Source organism: Kitasatospora sp. NPDC094015 (assembly GCF_040304075.1).
GTDB lineage: Bacteria > Actinomycetota > Actinomycetes > Streptomycetales > Streptomycetaceae > Kitasatospora.
The window spans coordinates 132657-159033 of sequence record NZ_JBEOUL010000001.1; the positions used below are offsets into that span (position 1 = coordinate 132657).

The window sequence follows — 26377 nt, forward strand, 5'->3', positions numbered from 1 at the left end:
CCGTTCCGGTAGGCGACGACTTGAGGAGACACCCGCATGGAGTTCCTTCGGCCCGCTACGTGGGACGAGGCACTCGCGGCGAAGGCTGAGTACCCGACCGCGCTGCCGATCTCGGGTGGCACGGACGTCATGGTCGAGATGAATTTCGACGTGCACCGGCCATCCGCGATTCTCGACCTGAACCGCATCACCGAGCTCACCGAATGGTCGAACGACGGCGAGGTGGTGCGACTCGGCGCCGCCGTGCCGTACACCCGGATCATCGACGAGCTGTCCGGCCCGCTGCCGGGTCTGGCACTCGCCGCCCACACCGTGGGCTCCCCGCAGATCCGCAACCGCGGCGGGGTCGGCGGCAACCTCGGTGGCGCCTCCCCGGCCGGTGACGCGCACCCCGCGCTGCTGGCGGCCGGCCGCGACGTGTTCGTCGAGGCGGCCTCCGTCCGCGGCACCCGGCTGATCCCGATCGACGAGTTCTACGTCGGGGTGAAGCGCAACTCGCTGGAGCAGGACGAGCTGATCCGCGCCGTCCGCATCCCGGTGGCCGACGGGCCGCAGCAGTTCTCGAAGATCGGCACCCGGAACGCGATGGTCATCGCGGTCTGCGCGTTCGGCTTCGCGCTGCACCCCAAGAACGGCACCGTCGGCACCGGGATCGGCTCCGCCGCCCCGACGCCGCGGCGCGCCGTGGCGGCCGAGGAGTTCCTGCAGGGCGTGCTCGCCGAGCGCGGCCTGTGGGAGTCCGGCGAGCTGCTGGGCGCCGAGGTGATCCAGCAGTTCGGCGAGCTGGTGAAGGCCGCCGCGTCCCCGATCGACGACGTCCGCGGCACCGCCGAGTACCGCCGGCACTCGCTGGCCGTGATGGCCCGCCGCACGCTCACCTGGACGTGGAACGACTACAGCAAGCAGATCAGGAGCGCGGCATGAGGGTCACTTTCACCGCCAACGGCAAGCCGGTCGAGGCCGACGACGTCTGGGAGGGCGAGAGCCTGCTGTACGTGCTGCGCGAGCGGGTCGGCCTGCCGGGCTCGAAGAACGCCTGCGAGCAGGGCGAGTGCGGCTCCTGCACGGTCTACCTGGACGGCACCCCGGTCTGTTCCTGTCTGGTCGCGGCCGGTCAGGTGCAGGACCGCGAGGTCCGCACCGTCGAGGGCCTCGCCGACGAGAACGGCGAGCTGGGCCTGGTCCAGCAGGCGTTCATCGACGCCGGCGCCGTCCAGTGCGGCTTCTGCACCCCCGGCCTGCTGGTGCAGACCGACGCGCTGCTGGAGAACGAGGCGCAGCCCAGCGACAACGACATCCGCGAGGCGCTGTCGGGCAACCTGTGCCGCTGCACGGGCTACGAGAAGATCATGGACGCGGTGCGGCTGGCGTCCGCCCGCAAGTGCGCGAAGGCGGTCTCGGAATGAGCACTCGCACCATCCAGGGTCAGAAGAACCTGCAGGACATCCGCCAGGCCAGCAAGGACGGGATCGGCGGCTCGCCGCTGCGCCCCGACGGCAACCTCAAGGTCAAGGGCGAGTTCGCGTACTCCTCCGACATGTGGCACGAGGACATGCTCTGGGGCATGGCGCTGCGCTCGCCGCACCCCCGCGCCAACATCCTGTCGGTCGACATCTCGGACGCGCTCAAGGTGCCCGGTGTCTACGCGGTGCTCACCCACGAGGACATCCCCGGCTCCAAGTTCTACGGCCTGGAGATCCAGGACCAGCCGGCGCTGGCCATCGACAAGGTGCGCTACCACGGCGAGGCGATCGCGCTGGTCGCGGCCGACCACCCGGAGACCGCCCGCCGCGCGGTGAAGAAGATCAAGGTCGAGTACGAGGTGCTCACCCCGATCGTCACCGAGGAACAGTGCCTGGCCCCCGAGGTGCACGGCTACGTGCACGAGCCGCACGAGTTCAAGTCGCACGGCTACGGCAACATCTGCCACGAGCAGAAGCTGGTCTCCGGCCTCGGCGTGACCGACGAGGTCCGGGCGCTGGCCGACGTGATCGTCAGCGGCACGTACGAGGTCGGCATGCAGGACCAGGCCTTCCTCGGCCCGGAGTCCGGCCTGGCGGTGCCCGCCGAGGACGGCGGCATCGACCTCTACGTGGCGACCCAGTGGCTGCACGTGGACCGCCAGCAGATGGCCCCGGTGCTCGCCCTGCCCGAGGAGAAGGTCCGCCTCACGCTGGCGGGCGTCGGCGGCGCGTTCGGTGGCCGCGAGGACCTGTCGATGCAGATCCACGCCTCGCTGCTGGCCCAGCGCACCGGCAAGCCGGTCAAGATCGTCTACGCCCGCGACGAGTCCTTCTTCGGCCACGTGCACCGTCACCCGGCCCGGATGTTCTACGAGCACGGCGCCACCCGGGACGGCAAGCTGGTCTTCGCCGACTGCCGGATCGTGCTGGACGGCGGCGCCTACGCCTCCGCCTCGCCCGCCGTCGTCGGCAACGCCGCCTCGCTCGGCCACGGCCCGTACGTGATCCCGAACGTGAAGATGCACGCCATCGCGCTCTACAGCAACAACCCGAGCTGCGGCGCGATGCGCGGGTTCGGCGCGGTGCAGGCGGCCTTCGGCTACGAGAGCCAGATGGACAAGCTCGCGGCCGAGCTGGGCATGGACCCGGTCGAGCTGCGCCAGCTGAACGCGATGTCGGAGGGCGACCTGATGCCCACCGGCCAGCCGATCGACTCGCCGGCCCCGGTCGCCGAGCTGCTCCGGCGGGTCAAGGACATGCCGCTGCCGCCGCCGCTGGACCTCGACGACCTCGACGTCCGCACCCTGCCCGGCGCGCTGTCCAACACCTCGCACGGCGAGGGCATCGTCCGCGGCGTCGGCTACTCGGTGGGCATCAAGAACGTCGGCTTCTCCGAGGGCTTCGACGACTACTCGACCGCCCGGGTCCGCCTGGAGGTGATCGGTGGCGAGCCGGTCGCCATGGTGCACACCGCGATGGCCGAGGTCGGCCAGGGCGGCGTCACCGTGCACGCCCAGATCGCCCGCACCGAGCTCGGCGTCGAGCAGGTCACCATCCACCCGGCCAACACCGAGGTCGGGTCGGCGGGCTCCACCTCCGCCTCCCGGCAGACCTACATGACCGGCGGCGCGGTGAAGCTGGCCGCCGAGGCGGTCAAGCAGGCGCTGATCGACAAGGGCCGGCGCCGCTACGGCTGGACCCAGCGCGACATCACCCTGGCCGGCGGCAAGGTGGTCTCCGAGACCGCCGGGGCGCTGATCTCGATGGTCGACCTGCTGGGCGACGAGGCGATCGACCTGACCCGCGAGCACCACCACCGGCCGACCGTCCCCTTCGACAAGGAGACCGGGCAGGGCTTCGGCCACGTCCAGTACACCTTCTGCGCCAACCGCGCGGTGGTCGACGTGGACGTCGAGCTGGGCCTGGTGAAGGTGGTCGAGCTGACCGCCGTCCAGGACGTCGGCAAGGCGCTCAACCCGCTGTCGGTGGTCGGCCAGATCCAGGGCGGCTGCACCCAGGCGCTCGGCCTGGCCGTGATGGAGGAGATCATCGTCCGGGACGGGAAGGTGCGCAACGCCTCCTTCACCGACTACCTGATCCCCACCATCCTGGACACCCCGCCGATCCCGGTCGAGGTGCTGGAGCTGCCGGACCCGCACGCGCCGTACGGGCTGCGCGGGGTCGGCGAGGCCCCCACCGTCTCCGCCACCCCGTCGATCGTCGCCGCGATCCGACAGGCCACCGGCATCGCCCTGACCCGCATCCCGGTCCGACCGGAGCACCTCACCGGAACGCTCTAGTCCCCCACCAGAACCTCCCCGGGGCGGCGACCGTCTTCCCCGCCGCCCCGGGGCAGCTCCACAAGAGCACCCGCACCACCTGTACGCACCCCACCGTGCACCATCCCGCTGCCTCCCACGCCGGGGCTCTGCAGCGGTGCGCTCCACCCCTCCTGCGGCCGCGGCCGCAGGTGACCAGCACCGCAGCCAACGTACGTGCACATCGTGAGTCGAACAGTCCCCCTGCGCCTGCTCCTATGCCCGGCACACAGGTCGGCTCGCCCACCCCAACCCCCTTTGAACCTTGGGAGTGGACATGACCCGGATCCCCACGGAGCCCGGCACCACTGAAGAAGCACCCGCCACCGACGAGCCCCTCACCTCGTCACCGGCACCGGCCCCGCCGAGACACGTCCTGGACGCCTACTTCAAGATCTCCGCCCGGGGTTCCACCCTCGGCAACGAGCTCCGCGGCGGCCTGACCACCTTCATGGCGATGGCCTACATCGTCCTGCTCAACCCGATCATCCTGAGCGGCGCCGACGTCAACGGCCTCAAGCTGGACCACGCGCAGCTCACCACCGCGACGGCGCTGGCCGCCGCCGTGACCACGATCCTGATGGGCGTGATCGGCAACGTCCCGCTGGCGGTGGCCGCCGGCCTGTCGGTCTCCGGCGCGATATCCGCGCTGGTGGTACCGCACACCACCTGGCCACAGGCGATGGGCCTGTGCGTGATCTACGGTCTGCTGATCGTGCTGCTGGTCGTCTCCGGCCTGCGCGAGAAGATCATGAACGGCATCCCGCTGCCGCTCAAGCACGCCATCACCATCGGCATCGGCCTGTTCGTCGCGCTGATCGGCCTGGTCAAGGCCGGCTTCGTGCACACCGGCGGCCCGACCCCGGTCTCGCTCGGCGCCTTCGGCGAGCTGTCCGGCTGGCCCGTCCTGGTCTTCTGCCTCACGCTGCTGACGATCTTCGTCCTGCTGGCCCGCAACGTCCGCGGCGCGATCCTGATCGGCATCGCCGGCGGCACCGTGGTGGCGTTCGTGGTCAACGCGGTCGCCGACCTGCCCGCCAAGACCTGGAGCAGCTCCGCGCCGGTGTGGCCGGGCAGCCCGGTCTCGGCGCCCGACTTCGGCCTGTTCGGCCACGTCGACCTGTTCGGCGCCTTCGGCGGCCAGGGCCTCGGTGCGATCAGCGCCACGGTCGCGGTCTTCACGCTGGTGCTGGCCGGCTTCTTCGACGCGATGGCGACCATCATCGGGGTCGGCACCGAGGCCGGGCTGGCCGACAAGCAGGGCCGGATGCCGGGCCTGTCGAAGGCGCTGTTCATCGACGGCGCCGGCGGCGCCATCGGCGGGATCGCCGGTGCCTCCGGCCAGACGGTGTTCGTCGAGTCGGCCACCGGGGTCGGCGACGGCGCCCGCACCGGTCTCGCCTCCACCATCACCGGCGCGATGTTCGCCCTGATGCTGTTCTTCTCGCCGCTCGCCGCGATCGTGCCGGTCGAGGTCGCCTCGGCCGCCCTGGTGGTGATCGGCTCGATGATGATGAGCCAGGCCCGGCACATCGACTGGTCCGACCGCGAGGTCGCCATCCCGGCCTTCCTCACCTGCGTGCTGATGCCCTTCACCTACAGCATCACCGCCGGTGTCGCCGCGGGCGTCATCTCGTACACCGTGATCAAGGCCGGCAACGGGAAGTGGCGCGAGCCCGGCCCGCTGATGTGGATCCTGACCGGGGTGTTCGTGATCTACTTCGCGCTCGTCCCGATCAAGGACTGGCTGGGCGTGCACTAGGCACCGCCCGACCGACCCGCCGCGGTACGGGCCACCGGCTCCCGTACCGCGGCACCTCCCGTACACCGTGCACACTGGACTGGTAAGGAGCACCGGACATGCAGGACATCGCCGAGCAGCTGCACGCCTGGCACGCCGCCGGGCGGTCCTTCGCCGTGGCGACCGTGGTCGGCGTCTCCGGCAGCGCGCCGCGCGACCCGGGGGCGGCGCTGGCCGTCGACGCCGCGGGCGAGGCGATCGGCTCGGTCTCCGGCGGCTGCGTCGAGGGTGCGGTGTACGAGCTGTGCCGGGAGGCGCTGGCCGGCGGCGAGCCGGTGCTGGAGCGGTTCGGCTACAGCGACGAGGACGCCTTCGCGGTCGGTCTGACCTGCGGCGGGGTCCTGGACGTGTTCGTGCAGCCGGTGGTCCCCGGCGCGGATCCGGCGCTCGACGCCGGCATCGCCTTCATCGCCTCCGGGACCCCGGTCGCGCTCGCCCGGGTGATCGCCGGACCGGCCGGGCTGCTCGGCGCCACGGTCGCCGTCACCGCCGACTCCCACCACGGCTCGCTGTCCCGCACGCCCGCCGCCGTGCGCCCCGCGCAGCCCCTGCACGAGCTGGAGCGGTCCGCGGTCGCCGAGGCCCGCGCGATGCTGGACGCCGGCCGCACCGGCCGCCTCGAACTGGGCCTGGACGGGCGCCCCTGCGACGAGGGCCAGGGCACCGTGACGCTGTTCGTCGAGTCCTACGTCCCGGCCCCGCGGATGCTGGTCTTCGGCGCCATCGACTTCGCCGCCGCCGTGGTGCGGATCGGCAAGTTCCTCGGCTACCGGGTGACCGTCTGCGACGCCCGTCCGGTCTTCGCCACCGAGCGGCGCTTCCCCGAGGCGGACGAGGTGGTGGTCGACTGGCCGCACCGCTACCTGGACTCCCAGCTCGACCGGGTCGACGGCCGCACGGTGCTGTGCGTGCTCACCCACGACGCCAAGTTCGACATCCCGCTGCTGGAGCGCGCGCTGCGGCTGCCGGTCGGCTACGTCGGCGCGATGGGCTCCCGCCGGACCCACCGCGAGCGCAACGCCCGGCTGCGCGAGGTCGGCCTGACCGAGGCCGAGATCGGCCGGCTGCGCTCGCCGATCGGCCTGGACCTGGGCGCCCGCACGCCGGAGGAGACGGCCGTCTCGGTCGCCGCCGAGATCGTCGCCCACCGCCGCGGCGGCAGCTGCCTGCCGCTGTCGGCCGGCCACGGTCCGATCCACCACGACCTGGCCCGGGCCACCGCCGAACGGGCGGCCCCGCACCCGCACGCGGCCTGACCGACCCGGCCACTGCCCGCCCCCTGCCTGGTACTTGACGATCCATCACCAGCCCGGCGCTCCACGAGCGCCGGGCTCTCGCATGCCCTCCCGATCATCTCCTCCATGATCGGAGATGAAACCTGGCGACATCTCCATTCACATCCGTTGACACGCTTGAGCAGCCACCGCCATGCTGAGCCAGCTGAAATGACGACCCGTCAAACGGATGTTCATCTCAGCGATCCTTCGTTGCTGCTCCGTCCTTGTTCGAGGGGGTGTATTCGCATGAAGAAGATCGCCATCCGCAAGTCCGGCCCGGTCCGGATGACCAGCGCCGCCAAGGCCCTGTACGCGCCTTGGGACTGCATCGTCGTCGCGGTCTGATCCGACCCGGCAGATCGCCGCTTCCACCCGTGAAGGGGGTGCTCCCGCATGAAGAAGATCGCCGTCCGCAAGTCCGGCCCGGTCCGGATGACCAGCGCCGCCAAGGCCCTGTACGCGCCGTGGTCCTGCATCATCGTCGCCCAGGTCTGATCCGGTACCGCTCCGGGCCGTCCGCGGATGCGCGGACGGCCCGGAGCGGCCCGCCCCCGCGCGCAGGAGGTTCCCCTTGCCACCCCGTCCGGACAGCGACACCGCCCGGAGCCCGCTGGACCGGCCGCAGCCGATGCACCCGCTGGTGTTCCACCCCGAGGGGGAGGACGTGGTGGTCGGCCGCGCCGACACCGACACCTACGTGGTGCTGCCCGAGGACGGTGCCCAGCTGGTCCGGTGGCTGGCCGACGGCACCCCGCCCGCCCTGGCCGCGACCCGCTACCGGGAGCGCTGGGGCGAAGAGGTCGACATCCAGGACCTGCTCGACTCGCTGGCCGAACTCGGCTTCCTGCTCGCCGACGGCGAGCGCCCCGCCGAGACCCGCCCGGTGCGCCACCAGCGGCTGGGCCGCGCCCTGTTCGGCCCCGCGGCCTGGGTCTGCTACGCCCTGCTGATCGGCCTCTGGCTGGTCGAGAGCGTGCGCTCCCCGGACCTGCTGCCCGACTACCACCACATCTTCTTCACCCGGTACTACAGCCTGATCGTGCTGTTCCTGCTGGTCGGACAGACCCCGCTGATCGCGCTGCACGAGATCTTCCACGCCCTGGCCGGGCGCCGGATCGGCCTGCACTCGCGGTTCAGCCTCGGCCGCCGGCTGTACTACGTGGTCGCCGAGACCTCGATGGACGGGCTGGTCGCCGTCCCGCGCCGACAGCGCTACCTGCCGATCCTGGCCGGCATCCTGCTGGACGTGCTGGCGCTGGCCACCCTGACCCTGGCCGCCGACCTGCTGCGCGGGCCCGACGGCGGCTTCCCGCTCGCGGCCGGCCTCTGCCTCGCCCTCGCCTACGCCACCGTGCTCCGCCTCGCCTGGCAGCTGCTGTTCTACCTGCGCACCGACCTCTACCTGCTGATGACCACCCTGCTCGGCTGCGTGGACCTGCACACCGCCGCCACGTACGTGCTGCGCGCCCGGCTGCGCCGCCTGATCGGCCGGCCCGCCGGGGACGACGCCCACCTGCACCCCACCGACCTGCGGGTGGCCCGCTGGTACAGCTGGCTGATGGTGCTCGGCTACGCCTTCACCCTGCTGCTCGGCGTGACCGCCGCCGTGCCGATGGCCTACCACGTCGTGGTCGGGGTGCTCGGCCGCTTCACCGGCGAGACCTCGGCCGTCGAGCTGATCGACTCGGCCACCGTGCTCGGCCTGAGCGCCGCCCAGCTGGCCGTCGCGGGCGCGATCGCCGTACGCGACCGGCGCGCCGCACGGGCCGCCTGACCGAGCGCCACCCACCCCAGCCAGCATCCCCAGCCCCATCCCGAAAGGCGGCACCCGTCATGGCCGAGCACCGGCACCACTGGATCCGGGCGACCCACCGCGGCGCCGCCGTCGAGGCCCGCACCGGACCGGACCTGCCGCCGGCGCTGGCCACCGTGAGCGCCCACCGGCGGCTGCGCGGCCCGTACACGGCCGCCGGATCGGTGCTGCGGGCCGTGGTGCCGGACGCGCTGACCCGCTGCCCGGAGGCGGTCCGGCAGCACGACGTGGAGATCCTCTCGGTCGCCCCCGAACTGCGCCGCGCCGTCCAGGCCACCCGGGAGACGCTCACCTCGCTGGCCATCCCCAAGGAGCGGACCCGCTTCTACTCCCGGCTGCGCACCCTGCGGATCACCCACGGCCTGGTGGAGTTCCTCACCGCCTACGCGAAGGCGCTCGGCGACGGCCCGCGCACCCTGGTGGTCACCGACGTCCAGCACGCCGACCCGACCGACCAGGAGTTCCTCGCCGTCCTGCTGCGCCGGGCCGACCCGGCGCTGCTCACCGTCGTGCTGACCACCGGCCCCACCGCGCCGACCCCGCCCGACGGCCCGGTGGAGACCCCGCTGCCTGCCGCCCTCGCCGCCCACTGCACCGTGCTGGACGTGGACACCGCCCCGCAGCCGCTGCCCGCCGACCCGGCCCGCGCCTGGGTGGAGGGCGACGGCACCGCGGACGACCCCCGGCTGGAGCAGGCGTACCTGGCGCTCCCCGCCGAGCGGCGCGCCGCCCTGCACGACGAGCGCTACCGCCGGCTCGGCGAGATCGGCGAGGAGTCGCTCGCGCTCGGCGCCCTCACCTGGCACGCGCAGCACGGCGGCGACCCGCTCGGCACCGGCGTCCCCGCACTGCGCCGGGCCCTGGACACCTGCATCGACCTCGGCTTCTACCACGCCACCGTCGAACTCGGGGAGCGCGGGCGCACCCTGGTCGGGCCCGCGCAGGACCTCGACGCCTGGTGGGCCTTCACCACCAAGATGACCACGTCGCTGGCCGCCCTGGGCCTGCCCGAGCGCTCGCTCCCCTTCTACACCGAGGCCCGCGCGGTCACCACCCACCCGGTGGTCCACATGCAGGCCGCCTACGCGACCTCGATGCTCTACACCCGCCACTTCGACGCCGGGCAGCGCGACCACCTGCTCGCCCGGGGGTGGATCAACCAGGCGATCGCGATCGCCGAGCAGTTGCCCGACCGCAAGGAGGCGACCGCCCGCGCGGTCTTCAACCGCAACGGGCTGGCGCTGATCGAGATGCACCAGGGCGACCTGCCCGCCGCGCTCACCCTGCTGGACCAGTGCCTGGCCACCCTGGAGCAGACCCTCGCCCCGGACGAGCACGCGCTGCACCGCTCCGTCCTGCGGCACAACCGGGCCCAGGTCACCGCCCAGTTGGGGATGCACGCCGAGTCGATCGCCGACTTCGACCGGGTGATCGCACTCGACCCCAACTACGCCGAGTACCACTTCGACCGCGGCCTGGCCCACCGCGGCCTCGGCCACCCCGAGCAGGCGCTCGACGACTTCGAGCAGGCCGTCCGGCTCTCCCCGCCGTTCCCCGAGGCTTACTACAACCGGGCCGACGTCCGGGCCGAACTCGGCGACCTGGACGGGGCGGTGGCCGACTTCGGGTACGTCCTGGAGCTCGACCCGGCGTTCCCCGACGCGCACCTGAACCGGGCCGGGCTGCTGCTCGCGCTCGGCGAGCTCGCGGCCGCCTGGCAGGACGTCGACGCCGGGCTCGCGCTGACCCCCGACAGCCCCGAACTGTGGAGCCTCAAGGCCCAGTTGCACATCGAGGCGGAGGACCAGGAGCAGGCCCTGGCCGCGCTCGGACGGGCCCTGGAGGCGGAGCCCGGGTACGCGCCCGGCTGGGCGCTGCGCGGCACCCTGGCGTACGAGCGCGGCGAACTGCCCGCCGCGCTGGCCGACCTGGAGCGGGCGGCCGCGCTCTCCCCCGACCCGGAGATCCGCTTCAACCTGGCCGTGGTGCTGCGCGAGAGCGGGCGCACCGGGGACGCGGTCGGCGTGCTGGACGCCCTGCTGGTCGAGGAGGAGGATCCTGAGGTGCGGGCCGAGCGGGAGCGCTGCCTGAGCGCCGGCTGAACTCCTGCCGGCCATTGCCCGACGGCCGGTTGACGGCCGGACAGCCCGGCGGGGCGTACCCGCCGGGCACCGGGCGCTGCCCCCCGATCGCCACCAACTCCGCACCGAGCCCGCACCACCCCGCGGTATCCTCGCCCGGCCGGCGCCAACTACGATGTCCCGGGAACAATCCCGACTCCAGCTGTGCTCACCCGGCCGGCGTGGGACCCGTGAGGGAGGCGCTTTGACTGGTCCGGAGCTTGATCCGCCCACACTCAGTGACCGGATCGACCGGCTGTTCCAGGTCGTCCGCAGGCCCAGTGGCGAGCCCTACAGCCACGAAGAGGTCGCCCGCGCCTGTCGCGAGGCCAGTGGGGAGACGTTTTCGGCCACCTACCTGTGGCAGCTGCGCACCGGCCGGCGGGACAACCCGACCAAGCGTCACCTGGAGGCGCTGGCCCAGTTCTTCCAGGTCCCGCCCTCGTACTTCTTCGACGACGAGCAGAGCGACCGGATCACCGAGGAGCTGGCGCTGCTCGGTGCGATGCGCAACGCCGGCGTCCGGGAGGTCGCCCTGCGGGCCGTCACCCTGTCCCCGGAAGGGCTCGGCACGATCAGCGACATGATCGAGGCGATCGCGCGCAGAGAGGCCAGATCACAGCGGTCCTGGTGATATCTCCCGTCCGGCGCCCGCGCCTAGGATCGTGCCCGGTCGACCGAACGGCAGGGGTGGGAGTGTGGCGATGGCAGCGGCGGACCGCGACGGCAGACGCCTCTGGCGACGGTGTCAGCAGCTGGTCGCGGACACCCCGCTGCCGGTGCCGTTCGAGATCGGCGGCTTCCTCGCCGCGCTCTCCGTGCGGCTGGGCCGGCCGATCGAGCTGATCCCGCTGCCGACCGGGGTCCGGGCGCCGTGCGGCCTGCTGGTCAGCACCGACCGGGCCGACTACATCGGCTTCCCGACCGACACCACGCCGCTGCACCAGCAGCACATCGTGCTGCACGAGGCCGGCCACCTGCTCTGCGGGCACCGCGGCGGCCTGGGCGGCGGGCTCGGCGCCACCGAGGACGGCACGGCGGGCCCGCTCTTCCCGCACCTGTCCGGCGAGTTGATCCGCCGGGTGCTCGGCCGGACGGTCTACACCGAGCGGCAGGAGCAGGAGGCCGAGCTGTTCGCCTCGCTCGCCCTGCACCGCACCAGCCGCTCGCGCCCGAGCGCGCCACCGGGACCGCCCGGCGAGCAGGGCCCCGCCGGCCGGCTCGGCTCGATCTTCGACCGGCCGGCCCGCTGGGGATCCTGCCCGTGATCGACCTCGCGGCGGTGGCAGCCTGCCTGGCCGCGCTGGGCGGCATCGGCTTCCGGCTCCACCAGGTCCGCGGCAGCCGGCTCCGCTCCGGGACCTGGTACCTGCTCGCCTTCGCGCTGTGCATGGCACTGGCCACCGCGGCGCTCGCCCCGGCGGTGGCCGGGGTGGCCCGCTCCAGCCGGTCCTGGGCGCTGGCGCTCGCCCTCGCGGGCGGCGAACTCAAGCTCGCCGGCGGCGGTTTCCTCGCACTGCTGGCACTGTCCGTCGAACCGCCCGGACGCAGCCGCCGGCTGATCGCCCGGCAGAGCGCGGGCACGCTGGCGGTGATCGCGGTCAGCAGCGGGTGCTTCCTCGCCTCGGGCGCCGTCCCGGACACCGGCGAGCTGTACGTGCCCGGGTCCGGGCGGGCGCCGATCACCGCGTACAACGGGCTGTTCACCGCGCACTCGACCTGGTGCCTGACGGTCTTCCTGGTGCTGGTCGGCCGGGCCTCGCGCCAGGTGGAGGACCGGTTGCTGCTGGCGGGGCTGCGGCTGGTGCTGGCCGGTGCGGTGGTCGGCCTGATCTGGTCGGTGCTCAGCATCGGGCCGCTGCTGGACGCGCTGACCACCGGCCACCAGCTCACCCGCGAGGACCACGTCTCGGCCACCGCCAGCGTGCTCGCGCTCGGCCTCGGCCTCGGCGGCGCCACCCTGACCTCCTGGGCCGGGCCGACCGGCCGGCCACTGCGCTGGCTGCGGGCCTGGTACCGCTACCGCAAGCTGGCCCCGCTCTGGGCGGCACTGCGCTCGGCGGTGCCCGGCATCGCGTTCGACGCGGCCGGGCCGGCGCAGGGCGGACGGCTGCCCAGGGACGCGGAGTTCGCGCTCTACCGGCGGGTGATCGAGATCCGGGACGGGCAGCTCGCGCTGCGGCCCTACCTGCACCCCGAGGCCGCCGGATGGGCCGCCGCCGAGGCCGCCCGGCGGGAGCGGGCCGACCCGCGGCGGCTGGCGGCGACCGTGGAGGCGGCCGTCCTCGCCCTGGCGATCGAGGCCGCGACCGCCGGCCGCCCGAGGTCCGCCGCCCCCGCCGGGTACGTACCGCCGCAGATGCCCGCCGACCCGGACGTGGAGGCCGCCTGGCTGTGCCGGGTCGCCACCGCGTTCACCTGTTCCGGCACCGTCCGCCGGCTGCGCGAGCGCGCCCGCACCGAACCGGGCCCGTGACGCGGCCGCCACCGACGTCCCCGCAGGTCGGAACGGTCGTCCGGGTGGACGGACCGGTCGCGTCGCCGCTATGGTCCCGCCCATGATCCTCAGTGAACCCGCCGCGGCCGCCACCGGCGTCCCGGTCGAGGGGTACGTGTTCGTGCTGCTGCTTGCCCTGGCCACGCTGGGCTACGGCGCGGCGGTCCGGTTCGACCTGCGGGGCGTCGGCAGCCGGCTGGCGGCCACCCACCACCGGCAGGTGGAGCACCGGAAGCTGTACGGGCAGCCCCCGACGCTGATGTCCCAACTGTTCCTCAACCACCGGGTCTACGGGACGCTGCTGCTGGCCGCCGGCCTGGTGCTGGTCGCGATGGACGCCTTCCTGTTCGTGGTCCAGGGCTGACGGCTTCGCGGCCCGGGGCTGACGGCTTCGTGGCCCAGGGCCGACGGCTTCATGGCCCAGGGCCGACGGCTTCATGGCCCAGGGCCGACGGCCCGCCGTTCCCGCGGTGCCGCCCGCCCGGGGCGGCGGTCAGCCGATGTCGAGGCGGGCGGCCAGGCGCAGCAGGCCCGGGGAGATCCGGCCGAGCAGGCGGGTGGCCTTGGCCTCGACGGTGACCGGGACGACCGGCTTGCCGGTGCGCACGGCGCGCAGGATCTCGGCGGCCACCTTCTCCGGCGGGAAGCCGCGGCGGGCGTAGAGCCGGGCGGCCCGCTCCTGCTTGGCGCTCTGCTCGGCCGCGCCGACGCCGGAGAAGGTGGAGGTCCGGGTGATGTTGGTGTTGACGATGCCGGGGCAGATCGCCGAGACGCCGATCCGGTGCGCGGCGAGCTCGGCCCGCAGGCAGTCGGAGAGCATCAGCACCGCGGCCTTGCTGGTGGCGTACGCGGCCAGTTGCTTGGCGGGCAGGTAGGCCGCGGCGGAGGCCAGGTTGACGATGTGGCCGCCCTCGCCGCGCTCGACCATCAGCGCGCCGAACGCCCGGCAGCCGTGGATGACGCCCCAGAGGTTGACGTCCAGGACCCGCTGCCACTCCTTCTCGGTGGTCTGCAGGAAGCTGCCGGCGTGGCCGATCCCGGCGTTGTTGACCACCACGTCGGGCACGCCGTGCTCGGCGGCCACCCGCAGCGCGAAGGCGTCCACGGCCGCGCCGTCGGAGACGTCGAGCCGGTAGGCGTGGCCCGGGGTGCCGAGCAGGGTGCACAGGTCGGCGGTGCGGCGGGCGGCGTCCTGGTCGAGGTCGGCGACCACCACGCGGGTGCCCTCCTCGGCGAAGGCCAGCGCGGTGGCCCGGCCGATGCCGCTGCCGCCACCGGTGACCACCGCCAGCCGGCCGGCGTCCGGCGGCCCGTCGGTGTGACCGGCGGCGATCCGGGCGACGAAGGTCCGGATCAGGCCGGCCAGGACCGGCCCCTTCTCCAGCAGCGCCGACCAGTGGGTGGCGTCCAGGGTCCGCCGGGTCAGCTTCGGGGCCCAGCGCTCCAGGCCCTCGGAGAGGAAGTCGGAGACGTAGTGGTCCTGCTTCAGGGTGATCAGCTGGACGGGCACCTCGGTCGACCGTTCGCGCGGGCGCCGCAGGGTGGGGCGCATGTTGGCCCGGTACAGCTCGATGCCGCGCACCGCGTCCTGCCGCAGGGTCGGCTGCGGGTGGCCGGCCCGCGGGGTGACGGCCTCCAGGTCGCGCAGCACCCGGGGCCAGGCGCGGGCCAGCCACAGCCGCCAGGCGGCGGGGGCGAGCACCGGCAGGTGGAAGGCGGTGATGTACCAGGAGTGCGCGCCCTGGACCAGGAGTTGGCGCAGGTGGCGCGGGGTGGGGCGGCGCAGCCGGTGCCGGATCCAGTGGCCGGTGTGGTCCAGCGAGGGGCCGGACATGGTGGTGTACGAGGCGATCCGCTGCTCGGCGCCGGGCTCGGTGACGGCCTCCCAGGACTGCACCGAGCCCCAGTCGTGGGCCACCACGTGCACGGGTGCGTCGGGGCTGACGGCGTCGGCGACGGCGATCAGGTCGGCGCCCAGCAGCTCCAGCCGGTAGCCGTCCCGGGTGGCCGGGGCGCCGGAGCCGCCGGCCCCGCGCACGTCGTAGCGGACCACGTGGTGGTCGGCCGCGAGGTCGGCGGCGACGTCGTCCCAGACGGCGTGGGTGTCGGGGTAGCCGTGCACCAGCAGGACGGTGGGGCGGGCCGGGTCGCCCTGTTCGAAGACGGCCAGCGGCAGGCCGCCGGAGTGCACGGTGCGGCGGCGGGTGGTCATGCTGCGTCCTCCAGGGTGGTCCAGCGCCGCACGTGCGGCAGGTCGTCGTCCAGCCAGTAGGCATCGTCCTCGGTGACCACCAGCAGTTCCTCGAACTTGATGCCCACGTCGCGGAATCCGATGTGCGGTTCGACCGCCCAGAGTCCCGGGGTCGGGGCGTGCCGGGAGGCCCGGCCGTCCGCCCAGAGCGGGGAGCGGCCGTGCAGCCGTTCGCTGATCAGCTCCCGGCCGAGGGTCTGCAGGGTGCGCACGCCGAAGCCGAACAGGTTGACCCCGGCCGGGCCGCGCGAGGTGGTCCGGGTGACCTGGTGGCCGATCACCCGGCCGGGGTAGACCCGGTGCCGGTTGTCGTAGCCGTGCGCGGTGATCTGGGCGTCGACCGCGGCGTACACCTCGTCGAGCGGCTTGCGGGCCCGGACCTCGCGCAGGATCAGCTCGCGGTAGACCTGCAGGTCGCGGGCGAGTTGGTCCCAGACCGGGTTGTCGCCGACCTTGCCGCCGTAGCCGATGTCGGCGGTGTAGCCGTCCACCACCGGGGCGCAGTCGAGCACGTACGGCATGCCCTCCTCCAGGCGGCGGCCACCGGCGAAGAACTGCAGCGGGGTGCGGAAGTGCCGGAAGGCGGTGCGGTCGCCGAACCAGGCGAACGGCACGTGGAAGAAGTCCTCCACCCCGGCCGCGACCAGGCAGCGGCGCAGCTTGCCGGTGGCCTGGCGTTCGGTGACGCCGGGTTCGATCCAGGCGGCGACCTGCTCGGCGCAGTGGTAGGCGAGTTGCTGGGTCTCCCGGAATCGGGCGAGGTCGCGCTCGCTGTACGGGAAGGCGGGCATGGGCATCCGGTTCTCCTCTCGGCACGGTCTCGGTGCGGGCGCCGCTGCGGGCGGGGGTGGGCGCTGCGGGGGCCGGCGCTGCGGCTGCTACAGGTCGAGGACCAGGGTCTCGCCCTCGGCGGCCCGGGAGACGCACGGCAGCATCGCGCCGGCGGCCCGCCGCTCGGTGGTGAGGCGGCGGTCCCGGTGCTCGGGGGTGCCGGAGAGCACCCTGACCTCGCAGGTGCCGCAGAAGCCCTGGTGGCAGGAGTACGGCAGGTCGGGCCGCAGCGCGCGGGCGGCGTCCAGGGCGGAACGGTCGGCGGGGACGGGCAGTTCGGGGCCGTCGACGCCGAGCCGCAGGGTGAACGGGCGCCCGTCCAGGACCGGTGCCGCGCCGAACCGCTCGAAGTGCAGGGCCCGGGCCGGCGAGGCGTCCAGGGCGCGCTGGACGGCGGCGAGCATCGGGGCCGGCCCGCAGCAGTACACGGCGGCGCCCCCGGGGGCGCGGGCGAGCAGGTCGGCGGCGTCCGGCGGCCCGTCCCGGTCGTCGCAGCGCACCTCGACCCGGTCGGCGGCGAGCGAGCGCAGCTCCGCGGTGTACGGGAGGGTGTCGGCGGTGCGGCCGGTGTGCACCAACCGCCAGTCCAGGCCGAGGCGTTCGGCCTCCCGGACCATCGGGAGCAGCGGGGTGACCCCGATGCCGCCGGCCAGGAACAGCACGGCGGGCTCGGCACAGAAGGCGAAGCCGTTGCGGGGGCGGCGGGCGGTCAGCCGGGCGCCGGGGTGCAGGTGGTCGTGGATCTCGACCGAGCCGCCGCCACCGCCGGGGATCCGGCGGACCGCGATCCGGTAGCCGTACCGGTCGGCCGGGTCGCCGCAGAGCGAGTAGTGCCGCTCGCGGCCGGAGGGGAGGGTGAGCAGCAGTCGGGCGCCGGGCTGCCAGGGCGGCAGCTGGCCGCCGGCCGGGTCGGCGAGGCGCAGTTCGACCACGTCGGCGGCGATCAGGGTGTGCGCGGTGACGGTGAGGGTGAGCGGGGCGGCCGGGCGGGGCGGGCGGCGGCGGGTGCTGCGGCGCAGGCCGGGGGCGCCGAGCTTGGGGGTGTACCAGTCGCTGAAGGCGGTGAGCCGGCGGAGGAACCGGTCCGGCCGGGAGCGGCCGTAGAGGTCGGGCGGCGGGGTGTCGAGGTCCATCGGGGCGGCTCCGGGCGGGGTTCGGCGGGACGGGACGGCGGGCGCGGAAGGACCGGCCGGAACTAGGGCGTGTTTGCAGAGTCGCGTCGGACCAGGCCGCGGCGGTGGGCGCCCGGCTGGGCGTGCGCCCGGATCGCCCTCGTACTGGGTCGTACTTGGGTGATTCGGGCGTGCGTCCAGGCGGGATGCCCGGCGTCGCGGACCCGGCGGGACTCTGCAAACACGCCCTACTGGAGCGCCGCCGCGCGGGCCGCCGGGGAGGTGGCGAGGTAGCCGAGGGCCTGGCTGGAGGAGCCCTCCTGAGTGGGGTGGTAGCCGGGCCGCAGGTAGCGCAGCGCGGAGCGGACCATCCGGGCCGGCTCGGGGAGCATGCCGCGGCGGGCGATCTGCTGGGCCTGGCGCCAGGTGGGCCGCAGGCTGCCGTCCAGGGTGGGGTCGGCGGCGAGCAGGAAGCGGACGCCCCGCACCCACAGGTGGGTGAGCAGCGGTCCGGAGAGCGCCATGCCGCGGATCCGCCGCCAGTAGCCGGGGTCGAGGTGGACCATCAGGTCGTAGGCGACGCTGCGGTGCTCGACCTCCTCGGCGCCGTGCCAGCGCAGCAGGTCGAGCATGGTGGGGTCGGCCTCGGCCCGGTCCAGGCCCGGGGAGTTGAGCGCCCAGTCGCCGAGGAAGGCGGTGAAGTGCTCGATCGCGGCGACGTAGGCGACCCGCTCGGTGATGCTCTCGCGGCGCCGCGCGGCGGTCAGGTTCGGCCGCTCGCCGAGCACCCGCTGGAACAGCCAGCCGATCTGCCGGACGTACGGCCGGGGGTCCAGGCCCTGGCCGACCAGGTGGTCGAGCACCTCCTGGTGGGCCTCGGCGTGGATGGCCTCCTGGCCGATGAAGCCGAGCACCTCCTCGCGCAGCTGCTCGTCGGTGATGTAGGGGAGGGCGTCCTTGAAGACCTTGACGAACCAGCGCTCGCCCTCGGGCAGCAGCAGGTGCAGCACGTTGATGGTGTGGGTGGCCATCGGCTCGTCCGGGATCCAGTGCAGCGGGAGCCGCGACCAGTCGAAGCGGACGTCCCGGGGCTCCAGGACCAGGCTGTCGTGCACGGCGGTGGGGCGGGGCATGGGGTGCCTCCTGACCTGCTGGGGAGCGGCGACCAGCAGCAACCTACTCGCGGGTAGGTCGGCGGACAAGGGTTTCTGCCGGTCTTATCGACATCCAGTCTAATAAGCTCGCGGGACGCCGGGAAGGGCCCTGCCGCAGGCCGGTACGCTGGGGCCTCGGATCGATGGGGCAATCGGTGGGGCAGGAGGAGCGGCGACATGGTGCAGCACCCGGACGGGCTCGGTACGGGGACGGTCGCCGGGGTGCTCAGGGAGCGTCCCCCGATGGACCGCGAGCTGCCCGCCTTCGACCCGGCCGGCGCCCCGGCCGCCCCCGGCCCGCTGTTCGTCGACTGGCTGCTCGGCGCACTCGCCGCCCGGGTGCCCGACCCCCAGGTCGGCACGGTCTCCACGGTGGACGCCGACGGGCTGCCGGACGCCCGGATGCTGGTGCTGCGGGACGTGGACGCCGAGGGCGCGGGCTGGCTGTTCGCCGCGGACGCCGACAGCCCCAAGGGCCGCCAGCTGGCCGCCCGTCCGGCGGCCGCCTGGACGTTCTACTGGCCGCAGCTCGGCCGCCAGGTCCGGATCCGCGGCAGGGTCGAGACCGCCGCCCCCGAGGTCTGCGCCGCCGAGTTCCTGACCCGCTCCCCCGCCGCCCGGGCGGCCGCCCTCAGCGGCCCGCAGAGCGCGCCGATCGACTCCCTGGCCGGGTACGACGCCGAACTCGCCGCTGCACTGGCCCGGCTCGCCGAGGATCCGTCGCTGGTCGCCCCCGGCCACACCGTCTACACCCTGCGGGCCACCGCGGTGGAGTTCTGGCAGGGCGACCGCGCCCGCCGGCACGTCCGGCTGCGCTACGACCGCCCCGGACCGGACGCCGGCTGGACCGCCGCCCTGCTGCGGCCCTGAGCCCCCGTCACCGGGCGGCCCGCCGGGGCCGCGGTCAGACCGCCATCGCCAGCATCAGCGGCGCGGCCTGCGCGGCCAGCAACTCGGCGGCCTGCTTGAGCTGGTGGACCCGCTCCACCGGCATCGAGGTGGCCAGGCAGCCGACCGTCGCCCCGGCGGTCACCGGGACGGCCGCGCAGACCGTGCCCAGCGCGTACTCCTGGAGGTCGAGCACCGGGACGGTGGCCGGCTGGCGCTCCAGCCGGTGCATCAGCTGCTCCTGGTCGGTGATGGTGCGGGCGGTCAGCCGGGCGATCGGGTGCCGGGAGAGGTGGTCGCGGCGGCCGTCGTGGTCGAGCTGGCCGAGCAGGCACTTGCCGATCGCGCTGGCGTGCGCGGTGGCCCGGAAGTCCACCCACTCCTCGACCGCCGGGGCGTGGTCGGCGGCGGAGACCGCCTCGACGCACAGCTCGCCGTCCTGGTAGCGGCCGAAGTAGACGGCCGCGCCCAACTGGTCGCGCAGCTCGGCCAGTCTGTGGTGCAGCCGGATCCTGATCAGCTCCTCCCGGTTCTGCCGGCCCAGCAGCGCGAGGGTGCCGCCGAGCACCCAGCGGCCGTCCAGCCGGCACAGGTAGCCCTCGGTCTCCAGCTCGCCGGCCAGCGCCTCCACGGCGGCGCCCGGCAGCGAGAGGTCGCGGCCGAGCTCGGCGGTGGTGGCCCCGTGCGGGTGGCGGTCGACCGCCTCCAGCAGGCGCAGCGCCCGGCGGAGCACCCCGTACGGACCTGGTCCGCCCTGGCCGAGCGTGGGCCGGTGTCCCCGGGTCGGTGCGGACATGGCGTCCCCTCTCCGTCACGGCGGCGCGGGACCGGCCGCCGTTCCCAGACTAGCCATCGCAGGGGCCGCTCAGGGGCGGGTCCGCGGGATATCCGCGCAGGTGGTTCCGGCACGTTCGATCGGCATATGCCAAAGGGTCCCGGCGGGCGGGCGGGCGGGTCGGCCGGACGCGCGACGGACCCCTCCCCACTGCCCTGGGGGAGGGGTCCGCCGGCCGTCCGCCCGGGCTCGGGAGCCGGGCGGACGGTGAGGGTTGGTCAGGTGGGCCGGGCCACCGCTCGGTGGAGCGGGGCACCGGCCCGGTGGAGCGGTGGTCAGGCGTCGTCGCCGGACCGGAGCTTGGCCACGGCCGCCTCCAGGCGGGCGCCGTACTCCTCGTCGGCCGCGTGGAAGTGGGCCAGGTTCTTCTCCACGATGTCGTCCCGGCCGACCTGCGCCAGGAAGCCCGCGATGTTGTCGATCAGGCGGCTCTTCTCGCCGGCCGACATCAGCCGGTACAGCTCGCCGGCCTGGAAGAAGTCGTCGTCCTTGGTGTGCGCCGGCGTGGTGTAGGTGCCGGTGTGGCCGTCCAGGCGGACCGGCGCGGCCAGCGCGCTGTCGGTCTGGGCCGGGCCGTCGAAGGAGTTCGGCTCGTAGTTCTTGGCGCGGCCGGCGGTGTTGAGCGCCGAGTAGCCGTCGCGGCCGTAGTTGGCGGCCTCGGTCGCCTTCGGGGCGTTGACCGGCAGCAGGGTGTGGTTGACCCCGAGGCGGTAGCGCTGGGCGTCCGCGTAGGCGAACAGCCGGCCCTGGAGCATCTTGTCCGGGGACGGGCCGATGCCGGGCACGAAGTTGTTCGGCGAGAACGCGGACTGCTCGACCTCGGCGAAGACGTTGTCGGGGTTGCGGTTCAGCACCAGGCGGCCGACCTTGACCAGCGGGTAGTCCGCGTGCGGCCACACCTTGGTCAGGTCGAACGGGTTGAAGCGGTAGTCCGCGGCCTCGGCGACCGGCATCAGCTGCACGTACAGGGTCCAGGACGGGAAGACGCCCCGCTCGATGGCCTGGTGCAGGTCGCGCTGGTGGCTGTCGGCGTCGGCGCCGAGCACCTCGGCCGACTGGGCGCCGTCCAGCGATCGGACGCCCTGGTTGGTCTTGAAGTGGTACTTCACCCAGAAGGCCTCGCCCTGGGCGTTGACCCACTGGTAGGTGTGCGAGCCGTAGCCGTTCATGTGGCGGTAGGAGGCCGGGATGCCGCGGTCGCCGAACAGCCAGGTGATCTGGTGGGTGGAGGCCGGCGAGTGCGCCCAGAAGTCCCAGACGTTGTCCGCCTCCTGCACGCCGGTGTACGGGTCGCGCTTCTGGGAGTGGATGAAGTCGGGGAACTTGATCGGGTCCTTGATGAAGAACACCGGGGTGTTGTTGCCGACCAGGTCGTAGTTGCCCTCGGCGGTGTAGAACTTCAGCGCGAAGCCGCGCGGGTCGCGCACCGCGTCGCTGGCGCCGAGGTTGCCGGCCACGGTCGAGAACCGCAGGAACACCTCGGTGCGCTGCCCGACCGCGGACAGGAAGTCGGCCCGGGTGTACTGCGAGACCTCGTCGGTGACCTCGAAGTAGCCGTAGGCGCCGGAGCCGCGGGCGTGCACCACGCGCTCCGGGATGCGCTCGCGGTTGAAGCGGGCCAGCTTCTCCAGCAGCTGCTGGTCCTGGATCAGCAGCGGGCCGTACTCGCCGGCCGAGGCGGAGTTCTGGTTGTCGGCGACCGGTGCGCCGGACTCGGTGGTCAGGATCTTCGACATGGGGGTCCTTCAGTTACGGCGGTGCGGGTGAGGTGGAGCGCGTCAGACGCCGAGCAGGCGCCAAACGGCCGAGCGGCGGCGGGAGGACTGCTCGCCGTCGGGGCCGTCGGCCGGCTGCAGGGCAGCCACCGCGGCCGTGGTCGCGGCGGCGTCCGCGAGCGGGCGGGAGGCGGTGAGCGCGGCGGCCTCGGCCCCGCTCAGTCCGGCCTCGGTGAGGGCGGCCTCGGCCTCGCCGGCCGGCAGCGCGTCGAACCAGCGCAGCGCCAGCGCGGCGCGGCCGTCCTCGGTGAGCCGGCCGGTCAGGCGCAGCCGGGCGAGGCCGCCGTCGGGGTAGACGTTGATCCGTACGTGGGTCACGGGCCGGCCCGCGGGGAGCCGGAAGCGGTGCCGGGTGTCGGGCTGGAGCCGGGTCCGGGGCAGGATCTCGAACCAGCCGTCCGGGTCGGTGGACGGGTCGCCGCCCCGGGAGGCGTCGTAGCCCACCAGGTCGGCCCAGCCGGGGGCGTTGGCGACGAAGTGGGTGGTGTCCACCTCGGCGGCCAGGACCTCGCCGCCCCCGGCCAGGGCGATCTGCACCCAGTCGTTGGCCTTGTCGCGCCGACGCCGGGTCTCCCAGCCCTCGCCCATGACGGAGGCGCGGCCGGGAGCGTTCAGGTTGTGCGGGGAGGAGAAGTAGCGGTCGGAGGCGGCCTCGGCCACGCCGCCGTACTCCTGGGCGGCCAGGTCGAAGGTGAGGCCGTCCAGCTCGCGCGGGTCGGGCCGCACCTCGCCGTGCACCCGCAGCCGGGCCACCCCGCCGTCCGGCCAGATGTTCAGCCGGACATGGGTGTACCGGGTCTCGTCGCGCACCTCGAACTCGTGCGCGGTGTCGCCCCGCAGCGCGGTGCGCGGCACCAGGTCGACCCACTCGGCGGCCTGCACCTCCTCGGGCGAGGGCTGCCCGGGGATCGAGGCGCCCTGCACCGAGCCGGACTCCGGGTAGTTGCCGGTGAAGTGCGCGGTGTCCACGATCACCCCGCGGATCACCCCGGCCACGCCGAGCCGCACGACCGCCCAGTCGTGGTCCTCGTCGGTGGGGTGCGGCTGCTCGGCGGAGACGCCGCGGCGGCGCTTGCTCTCCCAGCCGTCCATGATCTGGCCCTTGTGGCCGAAGGTGTGCGGGCGGAACTCGGCCGCCTTGGCGACCAGCAGGTTCTCCGCGTCGGCGAAGGTGTCCTCGTTGGTGGCCACGACGCCGGCGCCGAGCAGCCGGGAGGCCAGGTCGACCAACTCGGTGAACGGAGCGCTCGGGGTCCGACTGGTGCTCAACTGAGTCTCCTTCTATCGACGGGTGATCTGGCGGCCGAACGGCTCGGCGGCGGTGTCCACGACCCGGCCGCGCAGCCAGGTGGTGCGCACCACCCCGGTCAGGGTCCGGCCGGCGTACGGGGTGACGGGGTTGCGGTGGTGCAGCTCCTCGGCGTGCACGGCGAACTCGGCGTCCGGGTCGAAGGCGACCAGGTCGGCGTCGTTCCCGACGGCGACGGCGCCCTTGGTCCCGGTCAGCCCGACCAGCTCGGCCGGGCCGCTCGCCATCCAGCGCACCACGTCGCCGAGCCCGTGGCCGCGGCGCCGGGCCTCGGTCCAGATCGCCGGCAGGCCGACCTGCAGCGAGGCGATGCCGCCCCAGGCGGCGGCGAAGTCCCCGCTGCCGCCGTCGCGGCGGAGCAGCTTGAGGTCCGGCGTCGAGGGCGAGTGGTCGGAGACCACGGCGATGAACTCGCCGGCCGCCAGCGCCGCCCAGAGCAGGTCGCGGTTGGACTCGTCCCGGATCGGCGGGCAGCACTTGAAGGCGGTGTCGCCGTCCGGCACCTCCTCGGCCGACAGGGTGAGGTAGTGCGGGCAGGTCTCGGCCGTGACCCGGACGCCGTCCGCGCGGGCCTGCCGCAGCAGCGGCAGCACGGCGGCGGAGGAGACGTGCAGGATGTGCACCCGGGCGCCGGTGCGGCGCGCGGTGTCCAGCAGCCGGGCGACGGCGGCCGCCTCGGCGTCGTCGGGGCGGGAGGCCAGGAAGTCGCGGTAGTGCACGCCGGGCTGCTGGGGGGCGGCGGCCAGCACGGCCGGGTCCTCGGCGTGGATGATGGCGAGCGCGCCGATCCGGGCCTGCTCGGCCAGGGCGGTCTCCAGGTCGGCCTGCTCGACGTGCGGGAACTCGTCCACCCCGGAGGGGGCGAGGAAGCTCTTGAAGCCGAACACCCCGGCCTCGTGCAGCGGCGCCAGGTCGGCCGCGTTGCCGGGGATCGCCCCGCCCCAGAACCCGAGGTCGACCCAGGCCTGGCCCTCGGCGGTCTTCCGCTTGGCGTCCAGGCCGGCCACCGTGGTGGTGGGCGGCACCGAGTTGAGCGGCATGTCGATGATCGTGGTGACCCCGCCGGCCGCGGCGGCCCGGGTCGCGGTGGCGAAGCCCTCCCACTCGGTGCGGCCGGGCTCGTTCACGTGCACGTGGGTGTCGACCAGGCCGGGCAGCAGCGCGGTGTCGCCGAGGTCGGTCAGCTGCCGGTCGCCGGCGATCAGCGAGCCGTGCGCGGCGATCTGCTCGATCCGGCCGTCCCGGATCAGCACGTCGGCGGGACGCTCGCCCTCCGGCAGGACGACGCGGCGGGAGCGGATCACCGCTGTGCTGGGCGTCTCGCTGAGGGGCATCTGGACCTCCGGGCCGGGTGTGTCTGGTGGAGCCGCTGATGGCGGGCAGGCCGTGCCACGAGGGGCAGTTGAGGTCTGACGATCAGACCTTCGACCCCGAGTGCTCGGAGCCTAGGCCCGCCTTCAACAAATCGTCAATGTAGGAAGCTACGAGTGGCCGAACGGCCTGGGACGCGCCGCGCGGACGGCCGGAAACATGGCCCGGGGCGGGGCCGGGGCGGGGCTCGGAGCCCAGCCGCTCAGGCGCCGAGCAGGTCGGCGGCCAGCTGCGCGCCGGCGACCTCCGCGAGCTCGGCGGCGCGGGTCATGCTGTCGCCGGGCTGCTCGGCCAGGTCGGTGAGCGCGACCGCGGCGGCGAAGCCGGCCGCCCGCCACTGGTCCTCCGACAGTTCGAGCCGCCCTGCCACGGCAGCCACCCGAACCCCCGCCCGGGTGGCCGCCGCGGCAACGCCGGCGGGAGCCTTGCCGTGGAGCGTCTGTGCGTCCAGGCAGCCCTCGCCGGTCACGACGAGGCGCGCCCCACGCACAGCCTCGTCGAAACCCAGCAGTTCGAGCAGCAGCTCGATGCCGGGTCGCATGGTGGCGCCGAGCAGCGCCAGGGCGGCGAAGCCGACCCCGCCCGCGGCTCCGGCGCCGGGGGCGTCCCGGAAGTCCCGGCCGGTCGCCGTGCGGACCACGTCCGCCCAGCGGGTCAGGCCCTCCTCCAGGACGACCAGGTCGTCCCCGTCCGCGCCCTTCTGCGGCCCGTACACGGCGGTCGCGCCGCGGGCCCCGAGCAGCGGGTTGTCCACGTCGCAGGCGACCACCACGTCCACCCCGGACAGGCCGTCGGCCAGCGAGCCGAGGTCGATCCGGTCCAGCCGGCGCAGCGCCGCGCCGCCGGGCGGCAGCTCGGTGCCGTCGGCGTCCAGCAGCCCGACGCCGAGCGCCTGGACCATGCCGGCGCCGCCGTCCGTGCAGGCGCTGCCGCCGAGGCCGAGCACCACCCGCTTGGCGCCCAGCCCGACCGCCCGGCCGATCAGCTGGCCGACCCCGAAGGAGCCGGCGGCCAGCGGCGCGGTGCGACCGCCGGGGAGCCGGGCGAGGCCGGAGGACTGGGCGAGTTCGACCACGGCGGTGTCGCCGCGGACCGCGATCGCCGCGTCCACCGGCAGGCCGGTGGGGCCGGCGACCTTGACCGGGACCCGGGTGAAGCCTGCCGCCAGCGCGGCGGCCAGGGTGCCTTCGCCGCCGTCGGCGACCGGGAGCTCGCGGACCTCGACGCCGGGCGCGGTGCGGCGGATGCCGGCGGCGATCCGGGCCGCGACCTCGGCGCCCTCCAGCGTGCCCTTGAACTTGTCGGGGGCGACGACGACATGGCCCTGGGTGGGGGTGGCGGGCATGGCGTGGGCCTCACTTCCGGGTCGGGCTGTCGAGCCGTGAACGATGCGGTCGGGAGCGGCCGCAGGTGGAGCGCTCCCGACCATGTGCTTACCCGGTTTCCGGTGCCGGTGGGGTGCGACCCCCTCCCCGCCGTTCCCCGTTCGTCCCGCTTCCGACGTACGAACGGGGCTCCCCTCGGCGAGGGAGGGGGCCGGGCAGCGCGCTGGCACGACCGAA

Annotated in this window: 21 protein-coding genes; 12 read left to right on the forward strand and 9 right to left on the reverse strand. The window is 74.2% G+C overall.

The features are described 5' to 3' along the window. The first annotated feature begins 36 nt into the window (after positions 1-36). The 11 genes from ABT014_RS00580 (at position 37) to ABT014_RS00630 (ending at position 13653) form a co-directional block, all read left to right on the forward strand. On the forward strand, positions 37-924 hold the full coding sequence (locus tag ABT014_RS00580) for an FAD binding domain-containing protein (RefSeq protein WP_350635267.1): 888 nt from the start codon (positions 37-39) through the stop codon (positions 922-924). Continuing rightward, positions 921-1406, forward strand: a complete 486-nt coding sequence (locus ABT014_RS00585; protein ID WP_350635269.1) for a (2Fe-2S)-binding protein — start codon at positions 921-923, stop codon at positions 1404-1406. Before ABT014_RS00580 ends, ABT014_RS00585 begins: the two co-directional genes overlap by 4 nt. After that, positions 1403-3763: a xanthine dehydrogenase subunit D gene (gene pucD / locus ABT014_RS00590; RefSeq protein WP_350635271.1), complete on the forward strand. Its 2361-nt coding sequence runs from the start codon at positions 1403-1405 to the stop codon at positions 3761-3763. Before ABT014_RS00585 ends, pucD begins: the two co-directional genes overlap by 4 nt. A gap of 295 nt (positions 3764-4058) precedes the next feature. Beyond that, positions 4059-5543, forward strand: coding sequence for an NCS2 family permease (locus ABT014_RS00595; protein ID WP_350635273.1), 1485 nt, complete (start codon positions 4059-4061; stop codon positions 5541-5543). Positions 5544-5641: 98 nt separating this feature from the next. Continuing rightward, positions 5642-6838, forward strand: a complete 1197-nt coding sequence (locus tag ABT014_RS00600; RefSeq protein WP_350635275.1) for an XdhC family protein — start codon at positions 5642-5644, stop codon at positions 6836-6838. Between the two features lie 592 nt (positions 6839-7430). Continuing rightward, on the forward strand, positions 7431-8633 hold the full coding sequence (locus ABT014_RS00605; protein WP_350635277.1) for a hypothetical protein: 1203 nt from the start codon (positions 7431-7433) through the stop codon (positions 8631-8633). A gap of 59 nt (positions 8634-8692) precedes the next feature. Beyond that, positions 8693-10774, forward strand: coding sequence for a tetratricopeptide repeat protein (locus tag ABT014_RS00610; protein WP_350635279.1), 2082 nt, complete (start codon positions 8693-8695; stop codon positions 10772-10774). Positions 10775-10997: 223 nt separating this feature from the next. After that, a complete protein-coding gene (locus tag ABT014_RS00615) occupies positions 10998-11426 on the forward strand; it encodes a helix-turn-helix domain-containing protein (protein WP_350635280.1) in 429 nt (142 codons plus the stop codon). Between the two features lie 70 nt (positions 11427-11496). After that, positions 11497-12060, forward strand: coding sequence for a ParH-like protein (locus ABT014_RS00620; RefSeq protein ID WP_350635282.1), 564 nt, complete (start codon positions 11497-11499; stop codon positions 12058-12060). After that, complete coding sequence (locus tag ABT014_RS00625) at positions 12057-13268, forward strand: MAB_1171c family putative transporter (RefSeq protein WP_350635284.1); 1212 nt, start codon at positions 12057-12059, stop codon at positions 13266-13268. The genes ABT014_RS00620 and ABT014_RS00625 overlap by 4 nt, the downstream gene beginning before the upstream one ends. 82 nt (positions 13269-13350) lie before the next feature. Next, positions 13351-13653: a hypothetical protein gene (locus ABT014_RS00630; protein WP_350635286.1), complete on the forward strand. Its 303-nt coding sequence runs from the start codon at positions 13351-13353 to the stop codon at positions 13651-13653. 129 nt (positions 13654-13782) lie between these two features. On the opposite strand, the gene ABT014_RS00635 is transcribed toward ABT014_RS00630, so the two are convergent. The 4 genes from ABT014_RS00635 to ABT014_RS00650 form a co-directional block, all read right to left on the reverse strand. After that, the gene (locus tag ABT014_RS00635) at positions 13783-15501 is read right to left on the reverse strand and encodes an SDR family oxidoreductase (RefSeq protein ID WP_350635287.1); all 1719 of its coding nucleotides are present in this window, start codon (positions 15499-15501) and stop codon (positions 13783-13785) included. Then, positions 15498-16337: a M24 family metallopeptidase gene (locus ABT014_RS00640; RefSeq protein WP_350635289.1), complete on the reverse strand. Its 840-nt coding sequence runs from the start codon at positions 16335-16337 to the stop codon at positions 15498-15500. Before ABT014_RS00640 ends, ABT014_RS00635 begins: the two co-directional genes overlap by 4 nt. Before the next feature lie 81 nt (positions 16338-16418). Then, positions 16419-17504 (reverse strand): PDR/VanB family oxidoreductase, encoded by a 1086-nt coding sequence (locus ABT014_RS00645; RefSeq protein ID WP_350635291.1) that lies wholly within the window; start codon positions 17502-17504, stop codon positions 16419-16421. Positions 17505-17731: 227 nt separating this feature from the next. Then, positions 17732-18616, reverse strand: coding sequence for a metal-dependent hydrolase (locus ABT014_RS00650; RefSeq protein WP_350635293.1), 885 nt, complete (start codon positions 18614-18616; stop codon positions 17732-17734). 198 nt (positions 18617-18814) lie between these two features. Here ABT014_RS00650 and ABT014_RS00655 point away from each other — a divergent pair, with 198 nt between their 5' ends. Continuing rightward, on the forward strand, positions 18815-19507 hold the full coding sequence (locus ABT014_RS00655) for a pyridoxine/pyridoxamine 5'-phosphate oxidase (protein WP_350635295.1): 693 nt from the start codon (positions 18815-18817) through the stop codon (positions 19505-19507). A gap of 34 nt (positions 19508-19541) precedes the next feature. Here the strand turns inward: ABT014_RS00655 and ABT014_RS00660 are convergent, their stop codons facing one another. The 5 genes from ABT014_RS00660 to ABT014_RS00680 all read right to left on the reverse strand — a co-directional run bounded on the left by ABT014_RS00660 (position 19542) and on the right by ABT014_RS00680 (position 26160). Further along, entirely contained in the window at positions 19542-20321 is a 780-nt protein-coding gene (locus ABT014_RS00660; RefSeq protein ID WP_350635297.1) for an IclR family transcriptional regulator, read from the reverse strand. A 314-nt stretch (positions 20322-20635) separates the two neighbouring features. Next, entirely contained in the window at positions 20636-22096 is a 1461-nt protein-coding gene (locus ABT014_RS00665) for a catalase (RefSeq protein ID WP_350635299.1), read from the reverse strand. Between the two features lie 42 nt (positions 22097-22138). Next, complete coding sequence (gene alc / locus ABT014_RS00670; protein WP_350635300.1) at positions 22139-23404, reverse strand: allantoicase; 1266 nt, start codon at positions 23402-23404, stop codon at positions 22139-22141. A 12-nt stretch (positions 23405-23416) separates the two neighbouring features. Next, a complete protein-coding gene (gene allB, locus ABT014_RS00675; protein ID WP_350635302.1) occupies positions 23417-24778 on the reverse strand; it encodes an allantoinase AllB in 1362 nt (453 codons plus the stop codon). A 239-nt stretch (positions 24779-25017) separates the two neighbouring features. After that, entirely contained in the window at positions 25018-26160 is a 1143-nt protein-coding gene (locus ABT014_RS00680; RefSeq protein ID WP_350635304.1) for a glycerate kinase, read from the reverse strand. Positions 26161-26377: the final 217 nt, after the last annotated feature.

Excerpts from the sequence above, each read along its gene's own strand:
- ABT014_RS00660 (WP_350635297.1), bottom strand. The coding sequence starts at position 20,321 with ATGTCCGCACCGACCCGGGGACACCGGCCCACGCTCGGCCAGGGCGGA.
- ABT014_RS00600 (WP_350635275.1), top strand. The coding sequence starts at position 5,642 with ATGCAGGACATCGCCGAGCAGCTGCACGCCTGGCACGCCGCCGGGCGG.
- ABT014_RS00680 (WP_350635304.1), bottom strand. The coding sequence starts at position 26,160 with ATGCCCGCCACCCCCACCCAGGGCCATGTCGTCGTCGCCCCCGACAAG.
- ABT014_RS00630 (WP_350635286.1), top strand. The coding sequence starts at position 13,351 with ATGATCCTCAGTGAACCCGCCGCGGCCGCCACCGGCGTCCCGGTCGAG.
- ABT014_RS00650 (WP_350635293.1), bottom strand. The coding sequence starts at position 18,616 with ATGCCCCGCCCCACCGCCGTGCACGACAGCCTGGTCCTGGAGCCCCGG.
- ABT014_RS00585 (WP_350635269.1), top strand. The coding sequence starts at position 921 with ATGAGGGTCACTTTCACCGCCAACGGCAAGCCGGTCGAGGCCGACGAC.
- ABT014_RS00640 (WP_350635289.1), bottom strand. The coding sequence starts at position 16,337 with ATGCCCATGCCCGCCTTCCCGTACAGCGAGCGCGACCTCGCCCGATTC.
- ABT014_RS00635 (WP_350635287.1), bottom strand. The coding sequence starts at position 15,501 with ATGACCACCCGCCGCCGCACCGTGCACTCCGGCGGCCTGCCGCTGGCC.
- ABT014_RS00595 (WP_350635273.1), top strand. The coding sequence starts at position 4,059 with ATGACCCGGATCCCCACGGAGCCCGGCACCACTGAAGAAGCACCCGCC.
- ABT014_RS00580 (WP_350635267.1), top strand. The coding sequence starts at position 37 with ATGGAGTTCCTTCGGCCCGCTACGTGGGACGAGGCACTCGCGGCGAAG.
- ABT014_RS00620 (WP_350635282.1), top strand. The coding sequence starts at position 11,497 with ATGGCAGCGGCGGACCGCGACGGCAGACGCCTCTGGCGACGGTGTCAG.
- pucD (WP_350635271.1), top strand. The coding sequence starts at position 1,403 with ATGAGCACTCGCACCATCCAGGGTCAGAAGAACCTGCAGGACATCCGC.
- ABT014_RS00665 (WP_350635299.1), bottom strand. The coding sequence starts at position 22,096 with ATGTCGAAGATCCTGACCACCGAGTCCGGCGCACCGGTCGCCGACAAC.
- ABT014_RS00645 (WP_350635291.1), bottom strand. The coding sequence starts at position 17,504 with ATGGACCTCGACACCCCGCCGCCCGACCTCTACGGCCGCTCCCGGCCG.
- ABT014_RS00610 (WP_350635279.1), top strand. The coding sequence starts at position 8,693 with ATGGCCGAGCACCGGCACCACTGGATCCGGGCGACCCACCGCGGCGCC.
- ABT014_RS00655 (WP_350635295.1), top strand. The coding sequence starts at position 18,815 with ATGGTGCAGCACCCGGACGGGCTCGGTACGGGGACGGTCGCCGGGGTG.
- allB (WP_350635302.1), bottom strand. The coding sequence starts at position 24,778 with ATGCCCCTCAGCGAGACGCCCAGCACAGCGGTGATCCGCTCCCGCCGC.